The organism is Streptomyces sp. NPDC127092, assembly GCF_042722475.1.
In the GTDB taxonomy this organism is placed as follows: Bacteria; Actinomycetota; Actinomycetes; order Streptomycetales; family Streptomycetaceae; genus Streptomyces.
The window spans coordinates 252578-265955 of the sequence record NZ_JBHXFE010000002.1; the positions used below are offsets into that span (position 1 = coordinate 252578).

A 13378-nucleotide genomic window follows, 5' to 3' on the forward strand; every position below is an offset into this window, starting at 1 on the left:
GACTTGGCCGCGCCACGTCGCCTGCATCGGAGTACGACATGCCGTCCCATCTGTTCGCGGACCGTCCCGCCCAACCGCCCGAGCCCGGCGCGGTGGACGCGCTGATCTCGCAGACGCGCCGGCTGCGCGGCGAGGTGGACGCGGTGCGCCGGGACGCCGTGGTGGACGAGGACGACCCGCAGAACCGGTGGCAGCGCGCGCTGTGCGACCTGGCCGTGCACCAACTGGACGATCTCGGTGAGCACTTGGGGCAGCTGAAGGCGGGCCTGCCCGCCCTGGCGTCCTCGGACGCGGCCGCCGCGTACGCCGAGCCCCTGCTGGGTGCCGTCCCCTCGCCGCGGCTGACCGGTTCGCTGCTCTCCCGGGTCGGCAGCGCCGAGTGGGACCTCCTCACCGACGACGTGCACTGGTCCGACGAGCTGTTCCAGATCTTCGGCCGCCCGCAGGAGAGCGGCCCGATGTCGCTCGACGAGCTGCCGTCGATGGTGTTCGCGGAGGACCAGCCGGTGCTCCAGGCGATGGTGACCGACTGTCTGATCGACGGCAAGCCGATCGACGGGGAGTTCCGGATCGTCCGTACCGACGGCCGGGTGCGCACCGTGCACATGACGGGCGAGCCGGTGCTCGACTCCGACGGCTGCACCGCCTCCATGTGGGCCGTTCTGCGAGACGTCAGCGAGCTGCGCCGCAGTGAGCGCGCGGTCCGCGAGACCCGGGACAGCCTCCAGCGCCACCAGCACATCGAGCACACCGAGCGCCGGGTGGCCGTGGAGCTCCAGGAGGCCGTGCTGCCGCCCTGGCGCGGCTCGCTGCGGTTCGCCCACGACGGCCCGGCCCCGCTCGACGTGGCGGGGCACTACCTGCCGGCCGCCACGACCGGTCTGATCGGCGGCGACTGGTACGACGCGCTGGCGCTCCCGGACGGGGACGCGCTGCTCACGGTCGGCGATCTGACCGGGCACGGCGTGGCCGCGACCTCGTCGATGGCGATGCTTCTGGGCGCGCTGCGCGGCATGGCGGTGGCGGGGATCCGGCCCGGTGCCCTGATGGGGCACCTGAACCAGCTCCTGGAGGCCTCCGTCCAGCCCGCCCTGGGCAGCGCGATGTGCTGCCGTTACGACCCGGCGGCGCAGGTCCTCACCTGGTCGCAGGCGGGTCACCCCGCCCCGCTGCTGTTCCGCGACGGGACGGGGCGCGCCCTGTCCAGGCCCGAGGGCGTGCTGCTCGGGGCGACGACCGGCGCAGCGTACGAGGAGGCCGAGACGCGGCTGCTCCCCGGCGACGTGCTCGTGCTGCACACCGACGGACTGACCCGTGCGGCGGGCTGCCTGGACGACGATCCCGGCACGGACCGGCTGCTCGCCCTCGCTCCGCGGCTGGCCGCGGCGCGTGACGCGCAGGACTGCGTCCGGTCGGTGGTGGAGGAGTTCGGCGAGGGACCGCGCGAGGACGACGCCTGCGTGATGGTGGTCAGGGTCGGTCACTAGTACGGCCCGTACGGAGAGCTCACGCCGTACGGACGGACGGATCACGCCGTACGGCGTCCGGTCACCGGTGCATCGCACCGGGGGTCACGGCGTCACGCGTCACGAGGACGGGCCGGCCACGGCGTCGCCGTCCGGCCCGTCCCCTTCGTCGCCCCTCGGCCCCCGTGGCGTCCGCTCCTCACACCTCACCGGTTCGGGGGCGGTTCGTCGGCGCCTTCGGGAGGGCGGTCGCGATCTCCTCCCTCAGGTGGTCGATCTTGGTGTAGCCCGCGTACTGCCCGGTCAGCCGGTACATCTCGCGCAGCCGGTCCCACGTGCGGTGCGAGGAGGTGTCGCCCATGGAGACCAGGGCGAGGCGCGCGTAGCGGTCCGCCTGCTCGGGGTCGTCGGCGATGAAGCAGGCCGAGGCGAGCGAGATGTGGTCGAAGAGCTTCGAGCGGTCGTGCCCGTTCCGGCGCAGTTCGAGGGCGAGCCTGGCGTGACGCTGGGCCGGGACCGCGGCACCCGGGTCGTGCTCGGCGAGGGTGCGGTAGGCGAGCGCCTGCATGCCGTGGAGGTCGGCCTCGTCGAAGTTCTGCATCCAGCTGGGCCTGTCCTCGCCCTTGTCGGAGACGAACAGGTCCTCGGCCTCGCCGAGGGTGCGGCGCATGGCCTGCCCGCGGCCCATCGACGCCTGTGCCCAGGCCTCGATGGTGTGGAACATGGCCTTGGTGCGCGGCAGCAGCCGCTCGCCCGAACCAGAGGTGGCGAGCTTCATCAGGTCGAGCGCCTCGTCGGGCCGGCCGAGGTGGACCATCTGGCGGGCGGCACGGGACAGCGCCTCGCCGGCGCGCGGCCGGTCCCCGCCCTCGCGGGCCGCGTGCGCGGCGATCACGAAGTACTTCTGGGCGGTGGGTTCGAGGCCCACGTCGTGGGACATCCAGCCGGCGAGCACGGCCAGGTTGGCGGCCACGCCCCACAGTCTGCGCTGGAGGTGGTCGGGGTGGTGGTAGGCGAGCATGCCGCCCACCTCGTTGAGCTGGCCCACGACCGCCTTCCGCTGGAGGCCTCCGCCTCGGGAGGCGTCCCAGGCGCGGAAGACCTCGACGGAACGTTCCAGGGCCTCGATCTCCTCCGACCCGATGGGGGCGGCCTCGTAGCGGTCGTACCCAGCGGGGTCGGCGTGGAGGGGATCGATGGCGCGGGGGGCGGCGCCGGTGTGTGCGGGGTCGGCGTGGAGCCAGTCGTGCATGGCGTTGGTGAGTACGGAGCCGGCGGCAAGCGCGGCACCCGCGCCCACCAGGCCGCGTCGGTTGAGCATGAGGTCCATTCCCGTGAATTCGGTGAGGACCGCTGCCGTACGCTCGGGCGCCCAGGGCAGCCCGTCAGGGTTGTCGGTGTTCCTGACGTCCCGCCGCTTGCCGGCGCGCCCGTGTCGTACGAACCCGAGGTCCTCGATGGTCACGACACGGCCGAGTCGCTCGGTGAACAGCGCTGCCAGCACCCGGGGCACGGGATCGCGCGGGGTCTCCCCCATGTCGATCCAGCGCCGCACCCGCGAGGTGTCGGTCGCCAGCTGCGGGTGGCCCATGGCCGCCGCCTGCCGGTTCACGAGTCGCGCGAGTTCGCCCTTGGACCAGCCGGCCAGGCCGAAGAGGTCTGCCAGGCGGGTGTTGGTCTGTCCTGTCACGTCTAAGCCCCCAGGTTCTCGGCTGAGTTGACAGTAACCCCCTGTCATAGGGCTGGCGACTATTCGCCAGGGTTCGCCAGGGTGCGCCCGATGTTCCGCCACCCGCGCCGGGGTGTCAGGTAGGAACGCGCCACCCCGCCCCATCGACCGGCCCTCATTTTCCCCAGGGTGCGGACCGTTCGGGCGGGCGGGGCGACGCACGCAACTCGTCGGCGCACGAAGGGATCTGTCTCCTCCATGTACACAGCATCGTCCTCCGTGTCCGCCCCGCCCCGGCCGCTCCACCGCACCCTCCCGGCCGGCTCCGGACCGTACCTCGCGCCCGCTCCGGCACAGGGAGCGGTCCGGCCGAGGCGCTGGGCGGGAAGCACCGTCCAGCCGCCCAGCGGCCGGATCGACCTGTCCGGTCCCCAGGGCGCCCAGCTGCGCAAGGCCATCGCGTCCGTCCACCGGATCTGCCCCGAGTTCAACCCGGTGCAGGTGCTGCGCCGCAGCGGTCGCTCCGTCCTGATCGTCGGGACGACGGGCCGGACGACGGCGGTGGCGAAGTGTTTACTGGACCACTCCTCCGCGTGGGTCGAGCGGTTCCGGCACGAAATAGCGTCGTACCGTGCGTTCGTCCGGCACCGTCCCCCGGTGCGCGCGCCGCGGCTGATCGCCGCGGACCCGGAGAACTGCACACTGGTCATCGAGCGGATGCCGGGGCGGGCGGCGGCGCTGACGCGCCACCCCGTCGAGGCCCCGCCCCGCGCGGACGTGCGGGCCGCGCTCGGCGCGGTCGCCCGGCTGAACGCCTGGCGGCCGCCCGCCGGGACGTTCGACGCGCCGCTCGACTACGGGGCGCGGATCGCCCGCTATCACGAGCTCGGGCTGTTCACCGACCGGGACCGGGACGACCTGCAGAAGCTGCTGCGCGGGCTCGCGCACGCGGGTGGCAGGCAGGGCATGGGGCAGTTCTGTCACGGTGACGCCCTGCTCTCCAACATCCTGCTGTCGCCGGCGGGCCCGGTGCTCGTCGACTGGGAGCACGCGGGCTGGTACCTGCCCGGGTACGACCTGGCGACGCTGTGGGCGGTGCTCGGTGACGCTCCGCTGGCGCGGCGGCAGATCAGCCAGCTGGCGCAGCAGGCGGGCCCGGCCTCCAGGGACGCGTTCCTGGTGAACCTGATGATCGTGCTGACCCGGGAGATCCGTACGTACGAGACGGCGGTGCAGCGGACGATCAAGGAGGCCCCGCCGGCCGGTTCGGTGCCGGTGCCCGCCGGGTCGGTCTCGCCGGGTGAGGAACAGCGGCTGCTGCTGCGGCGGTTGCACGACGACTGCGCGATGGCACGGCGGGCCGTGCGCGCGGCGGTCGGGACCCGCTGAGGGAGCCCGGCAGCGGGGCCCGTCCGACCCTGACCGCGAGACGGGCCCCCGTACGGGGGTGGCGCCCCGCCCCCCCGGTGCCGACACACCGGGGCGCGGCGCTTCGGCATGTCGTGGTTCCCGGTGCGGCGCGGTCGTGCGGTCAGGCACGGCCGGGCCTCCTTCCGCGCGAGGCAGGGCGCCCTCATTGGTCCATGCCACTGACGCGCCGCAGGCGGGCGAGCCGCCCGCGCGAAACTCCTCCGCAGCCGCTCTGACGTGGGAAATCGCCTGTGTGGACGGGTGATTGACGGATGGTCCGGGAGCCGCTACCCCTGTACGGGTTCGGTTCCGCACGCCCCTGCTCCCGGTCCTCATCCGTCCCTGGAGGCTGCCTTGCTCCGTTCCGCGTCCCTCAGACGTGCCGCGCCCGTCGTCCTGTTGCTTACCCTGCTGGCCGGCGTACCGTCGGCCGGCGCCGGCGAACCCGAACCCGGCTCCCTCCAGCGGCAGTTCGCGGTGGCTGCGGAGCGGCACCGGGTTCCGCAGAGCGTGCTGCTCGCGGTGTCGTACCTGCAGTCGCGCTGGGACGCCCACGGCGGCGCGCCGAGCGTGACCGGCGGCTACGGGCCGATGCACCTGACGGACGCGGTGACGGCGCTGGCCTCGGCGCCGCACCACTCGGACGGCACGGAGGACGCGCGCGGCGACGGGGCGCGGGCGCCGCGGCTCGCCGCCGAGGCGGCGCCGCCGCCGGCCGAGTCGCTGCCGGCGCGGCTGCGGACGCTGGAGCGGGCGGCCGGGCTGACCGGCCGGTCCGCCGAGGAGCTGCGGACGGACACCGCGGCGAACATCGACGGAGGCGCGGCGCTGCTCGCCGAGGCGCAGCGTGCGGCGGGGCTGCCGGCGAGCGCGGATCCGGCCGACTGGTACGGGGCGGTGGCGCGCTACTCGGGCGCGGACGACTCGGCGACGGCGGCGGCGTACGCGAACGACGTCTTCGACGTGATCCGCACCGGCGGGTCCCGGGTCACGGACTCCGGGCAGCTGGTGACCCTGCCGGCCGATCCGTCGGTGGCCCCGGCCACCGGGCAGGTCGCCGCGCTCGGGCTGCGGGCGCCGGAGAGGGGTCCGGTGGAGTGCCCGGAGTCGGTGGCGTGCGAGTGGGTCCCGGCGCCGTACGAGGAGTTCGGGGACGGCGACTACGGCAACCACGACAAGGCCGACCGGCCCGTGTCGCAGTCGGTCGACTACATCGTGATCCATGACACCGAGGCGGACTGGAAGACCACCCTGAAGCTGGTGACGGACCCGACGTACGTGTCGTGGCAGTACTCGCTGCGGTCCTCGGACGGGCACGTCGCCCAGCACCTGGCGCTGAAGGACGTGGGCTGGCACGCGGGCAACTGGTTCGTGAACGCCAAGTCGGTGGGGCTGGAGCACGAGGGTTTCCTGACGTCGCCGGACTCCTGGTACACGGAGGCGATGTACCGCTCGTCGGCGCGGCTGGTGCGCTACCTGGCGAAGCGGTTCGGCATTCCGCTGGACCGGCAGCACGTGCTCGGCCACGACAACGTGCCGGGCACGACCGCGTCGACGATCAAGGGCATGCACACGGACCCGGGTCCGTACTGGGACTGGGCGCACTACTTCCGGCTGCTCGGCCGTCCCCTGACGCCGAGCGCGGGTCCGGACGCCGGGGTGGTGACGATCCGCCCGGACTACACGTCGCACCGGCCGGTGTACACGGGGTGTGTGAAGGCCGGGGAGGCGTGCGCGCCGCACGGGAGCGGTGCGGTGCGCCTGCACACCGCGCCGAGCGCCGACGCGCCGCTGGTGAAGGACATCGGACTGCGGCCGGGTGGGCAGGACTCGACGACCGGGGTGAACGACACGGGGGCGCGGGCCTCGACCGGCCAGAGCTTCGCGGTGGCGGAGCGGCGGGGCGACTGGACCGCGATCTGGTACCTCGGGCAGAAGGCGTGGTTCCACGATCCGAAGGAGGAGCCGACGGCGGTGAACGCGCGGGGACTGCTGCTCACGCCGAGGGAGGGCCTGGCGTCGGTGCCGGTGTACGGGCGGGCGTATCCGGAGGCCTCCGCGTATCCGGCGGGGGTTCCGGTGCAGTCGGTGTCGCCGCTGCCGTACCGGCTGCTCGCGGGGCAGCGGTACGTGGTGGGTGGCCGCACCCCGGGCGAGTACCTCTTCGCACCGACGTTCGACACGTCGGTTCACCGGGTCGTACGCGGCCAGGAGGAGTACTACCAGATTCAGTTCGGCCATCGGGTGGCCTTTGTGAAGGCCACTGACGTGCGGGTTTCCCAGGGCTGACGAGAGCGCGGCGGAAACCTTTCGTTCGCCGGCGGTCCGTGGCGCGAGTCGCGGTCTGCCGGCCCTTCGCTACGCTCGTATGACTATTCCGGTGTTCGCGTGGGGCCGGGGTCACCCGGGTAATGCTCGGCCGGACGACAGCCCGACGCTCACCGAAAGGCCTCCCTGGCATGGCTCAGCCCTTCGTTCTGCCGGATTTCTACGTCCCGTATCCGGCGCGGCTCAATCCCCATCTGGAGGCGGCACGCGCGCACACGTGCGCGTGGGCGCGGGAGATGGGGATGCTGGAGGGCTCCGGCGTCTGGGAGGAGGCCGACCTCCGCTCCCACGACTACGCGCTGCTCTGCTCGTACACCCACCCGGACTGCGACGAGGACGCGCTGTCCCTCGTCACCGACTGGTACACCTGGGTCTTCTTCTTCGACGACCACTTCCTGGAGGTCTTCAAGCGCGTCCCGAACCGGCCCGCGAGCAAGGCCTACCTGGACCGGCTTCCGCTGTTCATGCCGGCCGACCCCACGGCCGGGATGCCCGAGCCGACCAACCCGGTCGAGGCCGGACTCGCCGATCTGTGGCGGCGGACGGTCCCGTCGATGTCGGAGGCCTGGCGGGTGCGGTTCGCCGAGGCGACCGAGCACCTGCTGTACGAGTCGCTCTGGGAGCTCGACAACATCGACGACGGGCGGATCGCCAACCCGCTCGAGTACGTCGAGATGCGCCGCAAGGTGGGCGGGGCGCCCTGGTCGGCGGGGCTCGTGGAGTATGCGGCGGGCGCGGAGGTGCCCGAAGGGGTGGCGCACTCTCGGCCGTTGCGGGTCCTGCGGGACGCGTTCTCGGACGCGGTGCACCTGCGCAACGACCTCTTCTCGTACCAGCGCGAGGTCGAGGACGAGGGTGAGAACAGCAACGGCGTGCTCGTCCTGGAGAAGTTCCTCGGCTGTTCGACGCAGGAGGCGGCGAACGCGGTCAACGACCTGCTGACCTCGCGGCTCCAGCAGTTCGAGAACACGGCGCTCACCGAGGTGCCGGCCCTCTGCGTGGAGCACGGCCTCGGCCCGGCGGAGGCCGCCGCCCTCGCCGCGTACGTCAAGGGGCTCCAGGACTGGCAGTCCGGCGGGCACGAGTGGCACATGCGCTCCAGCCGGTACATGAACGAGGGCCTGGTGACCGGGACTCCGGTCGCCGTTCCGGGGCTCGGGATGGGGGTCCTCGACGTCCGCAGCCTGTTCGGGCGGCGTCAGACCGACAGCCGCCTGCGCACCCTCACCCACGTGCCGCACCAGCAGGTGGGCCCGTCGCTGCTCCCGGACTTCGACCTGCCCTACCGCCTGGCGCTGAGCCCGCACCACGCCGAGGCGAAGCGCCGCTCGGAGGACTGGGCGCAGCGGATGGGGCTCCTCGACGACGTCTGGGACCGGCGGATGATCGAGGGCTTCGACCTGGCGCTGTGCTCGGCGGGGATGGACCCGGACGCCACCCTGGAGGAGCTGGAGCTCAGTGCGTGCTGGCTGGTCTGGGGCACCTACGCGGACGACTACTACCCGATCGTCTTCGGCCGGCCGCGCAACCTCGCGGGCGCGCGGCAGCAGACCGACCGCTTCAAGGCCCTGCTGTCGTACGCCGATCCGGCCGCCGCGGCCGACCACGCGGGGAACCCGATGGAGCGGGCGCTCGCCGACGTGTGGGCGCGCACGGTGCAGCCGATGGACGAGCAGGCCCGGGAGCGGCTGCGCCGGGCCGTCGGGCTGATGCTGGACAGCTGGATCTGGGAGCTGCACAACGTGGCCCAGCACCGGGTGCCCGACCCGGTCGACTACGTCGAGATGCGCCGCAGCACCTTCGGCTCGGAGCTGACCATGCTGATGGCCCGGCTGCGGCACGCCGAGACGCTGCCGCCGGAGATCTTCCGGTCGGGCACGGTGCGGGCGCTCGAAAGCTCGGTGATGGACTACGCGACGATGGTCAACGACCTGTTCTCCTACCAGAAGGAGATCGAGGTCGAGGGCGAGGTCCACAACCTGGTGCTCGTCGTGCAGAAGTTCTTCGACTGCGACTACCCGACGGCGGTGCGCATGGTCGACGACCTGATGCGGGGCCGCCTGCGCCAGTACGAGCACCTGAAGCGACGCGAAGTCCCTTTGCTCTACGCGGACTTCGGGTTCGACACGGCGGGCCGGGCGGCCTTCGAGGCGTATCTGCGCGAGCTGGAGGACTGGCTCGCGGGCATCCTCAACTGGCACCGCAAGGTGCGGCGTTACGGGCCGGAGGACGTGTACCGGGGCGCGGGCACGACACTGGCCCGGCGGGGTCCGCGGGGTCTCGGGACGTCGGCGGCCCGGCTCGCTCCGGCGGCTCCGGGACACCGCCCGCTGGTGCCGTGAGGACGCCGGAGCCCGCCCCGTGCTGCGGGGCGGGCTCCGGCGACGGCTTCAGGGGCGCAGGCCGCGCAGCTGGTCGAGTTCGCGGCGGTCGCGCTTGGTGGGGCGGCCGGCACCGCGGTCGCGGACGGCGATGACCACGGCCTCCTCGCGGGGCGGCGGGGGCGGGCTGTTGTCCACGTACGCCTCGGCCGCCACGGGCGGTCCGACGCGCTTGGTGAGCAGCTGCTTCACCTCGACGATGCGCTGGCGGCCGCCGTGGAAGAGCCGGACCTCGTCGCCCGGCTTCACGGGCTGGGCGGGCTTGGCCCGCTCGCCGTTGACCTTGACGTGTCCGGCGCGGCAGGCCGCGGCGGCCTGGGAGCGGGTCTTGGTGAGCCGTACGGCCCAGATCCAGCTGTCGACGCGCACGCTGCTCATCGGCCCCCGCCTCCTGATCAGCCCTGCTGGAACAGCTCGGCGGGCAGCGGCTTGAGCAGCGCGTACAGGTCGTCGGTGATGGGGCGGTCCCAACTGGCGATGGTCACCAGGACGTTGTCGCTCCGGTCGAACTGCACGCAGGAGATCCGGCTCTCGGAGAGCTTGAGGCGGCGCACGATGAGCAGGTTGTCGCCCTGCATCACCGGCACGTCCTCGCGGCCCTGCACCTCGACCGGCTCGTCGTTCTCCAGGGCGGCGAGCAGCTGGGCCACCTCGAACGGGACCTGTCCGTCGGCGAGCTCCCGCGCCGGGGAACCCTCCGGGAGGTTGCCGATGATCATCGCGGGTCCCCGGCCGCCGAACAGGTCGTAGCGGAGGAACACGCCCTGGCAGCTGCCGTCGGGGGCCGGGAGCAGACCGGCGCCGAGATTGCCGGGCCAGTCCCCGGGGTCCATGGCCAGGACGTCGAAGTCCGGGCCCGCGGGTGTGGCGGCGCTGCGGCGGCGGAGGAAGGACATACCGCCATGGTACGTGCCCCGGTGCGCGATGCGGCGCGCCGGGGCCCGGGTCACGGGGCCGTGCCCGCCGGTCCGCGCAGGGCACCGTCCAGACCGGCGGGGTCGGTGCCGAGCTTGCGGTAGACGGCGGAGAGCAGGCGGGTGGCCGTGGCCTGGTCGACGCCCAGGAGGGCGGCCGGGTCCGCGCCGCGGGCGGCGGCCTCGGCGGCGGCCCGCTCACGTGCGGTGAGCGAGTCGGTGCCGGCCGTCCGGAGCTCGCGGGGGCGCAGGCCGGCGGCGGCGAGTTCGGCCCGCGCGTCCTCGACCAGGCCGTCCGCGCCGCAGCTCTGGGCGGTCTCCAGACCGCGGTAGAGGTGCTCGGCGGCCTCCCGGGTGCGGCCGGTGCGGCGCAGGGCGGTGCCGAGGGCGACGAGGGAGCGGGCCAGCTCGTAGGCGGCGGGCGAGCGGTCGAGCCAGTCGACGGACTCCTCCAGGAGCTTGACCGGGTCGGCGTCGGTCTCGCCGGAGACCTCGGCGGTGACGCGGAGCGCCTGCCCGATGACGGAGGGCGCCCCGTACTGGCGGGCCCGTTCGACGGCGGCGAGGGCGGTGGCGCGGGCCCGCTCGGGGGTCTCGGCGGCCTCGGCGAGGGCCAGGTGGAGCTGCCAGGGGCACCAGGCGGGGTTGCGCATCCCGCGAGGGTCGAGGCGGCGGCCGACGGCTGCCAGCTCGGCGGCAGCGGCCTCGGTGCGGCCGGTGGCGAGGAGCAGTTCGGCGTGGACGGTCTGGGAGTCGGGGAAGGTGACGGCGGCCGGGAAGGGTTCCCCGAAGTCATGGGCGCGGGCGACCCGCTCGGCCTCCTCGGTGCGGCCGCGGGCGAGCAGCACCTCGATCATGACGCCCGTGGCGTACCACTGGGCGGGCGTGCGGGGGCCGACGCGCTCGGCGAGCCGGAGGCCCGCGCGGACGAAGTCCTCGGCCTCGACGAGCCGGCCGCGGCGGTAGCGGATGTAGCCGAGCAGGGTGTACGCGAAGGAGAGGTGGGCGCCGCGCCAGCCCTGGCGCTCGAACTCGGCGGTGCCGGCGGCGAACAGTTCCTCGGCGCGGCCGGGCCGGTCGGCGTACAGGAAGGTGAGGGCGACCAGGACCGGGACCTCGAAGCCGCGGCTCTCGTCGGCCCAGCTGAGGCCGCCGGCCAGGGCGCGCTCGGCGTGCGCGACGGCCACGGCGGAGGGCTCGGCGCGCACGGTGGCGTCCCAGGCGCGCAGGCCGATGATGTAGCGCTCGGTGAGGTCGCGGCCGGTGAGCCGGTCGGCGAGCCGGGCGAGCCGCCGGGACCGGGCGGGCGACTCGGGTTCGTCGGCGCGGAAGGCGTCCCACATGAACTTCTCGGCCTGCATGCGCAGCCGGCTGCGGGCGTCGGTGGTGAGCCGGGACTCGCGGCCGAGGAGTTCGGAGGCCTCGACGAGCCGGTCGCTGTGGGCGAGGACCTGGGAGAGCCGGTAGACGATGCCGTGGCGCAGGGCGGGGTCGGCGACCGGTTCCTCCAGGGCGGCGCGGAGGTGGTTGACGGTGGTGGCGGGCTCGGTGAGGAGCGAGGCGCAGCCGAGTTCGAAGAGGACGGCGGCGCGCTCGTCGTGGTCGGGGGGTTCGCGCAGGGCGCGGGCGAGATAGCGGCGGGCGGTGTCGGGTGCGCCGGCCCGCAGGGTCTCCTGGGCGGCGGCGCGCAGGTGCCTGACGACCCACGGATCGCCCTCGGGGTGGGTCTCGACGAGGTGGCGGGCGGCGGCGGTGGGGCCGAGGCCGGCGTCGACGACGCACCAGGCTGCCTGGCCGTGCAGGGCGACGCGGGTGGCGGCGGGGATGGCGTCGTAGACAGCCGTGGCGATGAGCGGGTGGACGAACTCGAGGGTGTCGGTCCCGTGGCCGGTGCCGTCGTCCGCTCCGCCGCCCGTCGCGTCGGGCCGGGCCTCCGCCAGGACCCGGGCGCGGCGCAGCAGGCCGGCGCCGCGGGCGACGTCCTCGGCGCCCAGTCCGGCGACGGCGCCGGCGAGCTGCGGCGAGATCTCGGTGCCGAGGACGGCGCAGGCCCAGGCGAGGCGGACGGTGGCGGTGCCGAGCCGTTCGATCTGGGCGATCAGTCCGCTGCCCTTGACGGCGGCGGCGAGGTCACGCAGGGCGGGGGCGCGGTCGGCGGTGGGTTCGAGGCCGCGGTCGCGGATCCTGGCGGCGAGTTCGACGGCCTCGAAGGGGTTGCCGGAGGTGACGGCCCAGCACTCGCGGCAGAAGGTGTCGTCGGCGTGGGCGCCGACGCGGTCGCGGACGAGCCGGGCGATGGCGCCGGAGGTGAGGGGTTCCAGGCCGAGGGGCCGCTGGCCGGACCGTCGTCCGGTGAACTCCTCGCCTTCGTCGGGGAGTTCGTCGGGACGGTAGGCGACGACGAGCAGCATGGGCAGCTCCTCGGCGCGCGGCGAGAAGGCGGAGAGCCAGCCGAGGGACTCGGGGTCGGCCCAGTGGGCGTCGTCGAGGACGAGGACGAGCGGGGCGCGGCGTACGGCGAGGTGGGTGAGGACCCAGTCGAGTCCGTCGCGCAGGCCCTGCGGGTCCGGCGGTGAGCCCTCGGCGGCGGTGCACAGGCCGAGCGCGGGGCCGACGATGTCGTACCAGCCGCCGAGCCGTTCGCGCAGTTCGCCGCGGGAGGCGCCGGCGAACTGGGGCTGGAGGAGCTGGCGGGCGACGTGGAAGGCGACCCGTTGTTCCTGGTCGCCGCCGCGCGCGGACAGCACGGTGCAGCCCTTGGCGGCGGCGCGGCGGCGGATCTCGGCGAGCAGGGTGGTCTTGCCGAGGCCGGCGGGCGCGGCGAAGGCGAGGACGCCGCCGCGGCGTACGGTGCGCCCGTTCGCTCCGCCGGAAGCGGCTCCGGCCGTGCCCTTCACCAGCCGCAGGGCCGGGGGTCCGGCGGCGGGCCGCGGCGCGGGGACCCGGTCGGGACGCCCGGGCACGGCGGACACGGCGGACACGCCGGACACGCCGCCGGTCAGGACCGGCCTGCGGGCCCCGGCGCCCTCCGCCCGGCGCTCGCTCTGGGCCCGGCTCTCGGCATCCGCCCCACGCTCGGCCTCGGCCGGGCGCCCGGCCGCCGCGTCGGCGCCATGCGGGACGCTGCCGTCCCCGCCTCCTGCAGCGTCCCCGAGCCCCGCACCCACACCCATCCCCTCCCCAGTTCCCCCCCCCGCTTCTCCCCTTCCC

General features: G+C 74.2%; 8 protein-coding genes. 4 read left to right on the forward strand and 4 right to left on the reverse strand.

The features are described 5' to 3' along the window. Nucleotides 1-38: 38 nt before the first annotated feature. Nucleotides 39-1487, forward strand: coding sequence for a PP2C family protein-serine/threonine phosphatase (locus ACFWJO_RS02760; protein WP_386863033.1), 1449 nt, complete (start codon nt 39-41; stop codon nt 1485-1487). Nucleotides 1488-1665: 178 nt separating this feature from the next. Here the strand turns inward: ACFWJO_RS02760 and ACFWJO_RS02765 are convergent, their stop codons facing one another. Beyond that, entirely contained in the window at nt 1666-3156 is a 1491-nt protein-coding gene (locus ACFWJO_RS02765; protein ID WP_386863034.1) for a hypothetical protein, read from the reverse strand. A 237-nt stretch (nt 3157-3393) separates the two neighbouring features. On the opposite strand from ACFWJO_RS02765, the gene ACFWJO_RS02770 reads away from it, so the two are divergent. The 3 genes from ACFWJO_RS02770 (at nt 3394) to ACFWJO_RS02780 (ending at nt 9215) form a co-directional block, all read left to right on the forward strand. After that, complete coding sequence (locus ACFWJO_RS02770; RefSeq protein WP_386863035.1) at nt 3394-4524, forward strand: aminoglycoside phosphotransferase family protein; 1131 nt, start codon at nt 3394-3396, stop codon at nt 4522-4524. A gap of 375 nt (nt 4525-4899) precedes the next feature. Next, nucleotides 4900-6834 carry an N-acetylmuramoyl-L-alanine amidase gene (locus ACFWJO_RS02775; protein WP_386863036.1) on the forward strand — a complete coding sequence of 645 codons (1935 nt, stop codon included), beginning with the start codon at nt 4900-4902 and terminating at the stop codon, nt 6832-6834. 170 nt (nt 6835-7004) lie between these two features. Then, entirely contained in the window at nt 7005-9215 is a 2211-nt protein-coding gene (locus ACFWJO_RS02780) for a germacradienol/geosmin synthase (protein ID WP_386863037.1), read from the forward strand. Between the two features lie 48 nt (nt 9216-9263). On the opposite strand, the gene ACFWJO_RS02785 is transcribed toward ACFWJO_RS02780, so the two are convergent. From ACFWJO_RS02785 to ACFWJO_RS02795, 3 genes are read right to left on the reverse strand one after another with little or no spacing between them, the layout of a single operon-like run. Then, nucleotides 9264-9632 (reverse strand): RNA-binding S4 domain-containing protein, encoded by a 369-nt coding sequence (locus ACFWJO_RS02785; protein WP_128978355.1) that lies wholly within the window; start codon nt 9630-9632, stop codon nt 9264-9266. A 17-nt stretch (nt 9633-9649) separates the two neighbouring features. Next, nucleotides 9650-10150: a hypothetical protein gene (locus ACFWJO_RS02790; protein ID WP_386863038.1), complete on the reverse strand. Its 501-nt coding sequence runs from the start codon at nt 10148-10150 to the stop codon at nt 9650-9652. A gap of 50 nt (nt 10151-10200) precedes the next feature. Continuing rightward, a complete protein-coding gene (locus ACFWJO_RS02795; protein WP_386863039.1) occupies nt 10201-13341 on the reverse strand; it encodes an ATP-binding protein in 3141 nt (1046 codons plus the stop codon). Nucleotides 13342-13378: the final 37 nt, after the last annotated feature.

Coding starts and splice junctions, on each gene's coding strand:
- ACFWJO_RS02770 (WP_386863035.1), top strand. CDS start 3,394: ATGTACACAGCATCGTCCTCCGTGTCCGCCCCGCCCCGGCCGCTCCAC.
- ACFWJO_RS02785 (WP_128978355.1), bottom strand. CDS start 9,632: ATGAGCAGCGTGCGCGTCGACAGCTGGATCTGGGCCGTACGGCTCACC.
- ACFWJO_RS02790 (WP_386863038.1), bottom strand. CDS start 10,150: ATGTCCTTCCTCCGCCGCCGCAGCGCCGCCACACCCGCGGGCCCGGAC.
- ACFWJO_RS02780 (WP_386863037.1), top strand. CDS start 7,005: ATGGCTCAGCCCTTCGTTCTGCCGGATTTCTACGTCCCGTATCCGGCG.
- ACFWJO_RS02795 (WP_386863039.1), bottom strand. CDS start 13,341: ATGGGTGTGGGTGCGGGGCTCGGGGACGCTGCAGGAGGCGGGGACGGC.
- ACFWJO_RS02760 (WP_386863033.1), top strand. CDS start 39: ATGCCGTCCCATCTGTTCGCGGACCGTCCCGCCCAACCGCCCGAGCCC.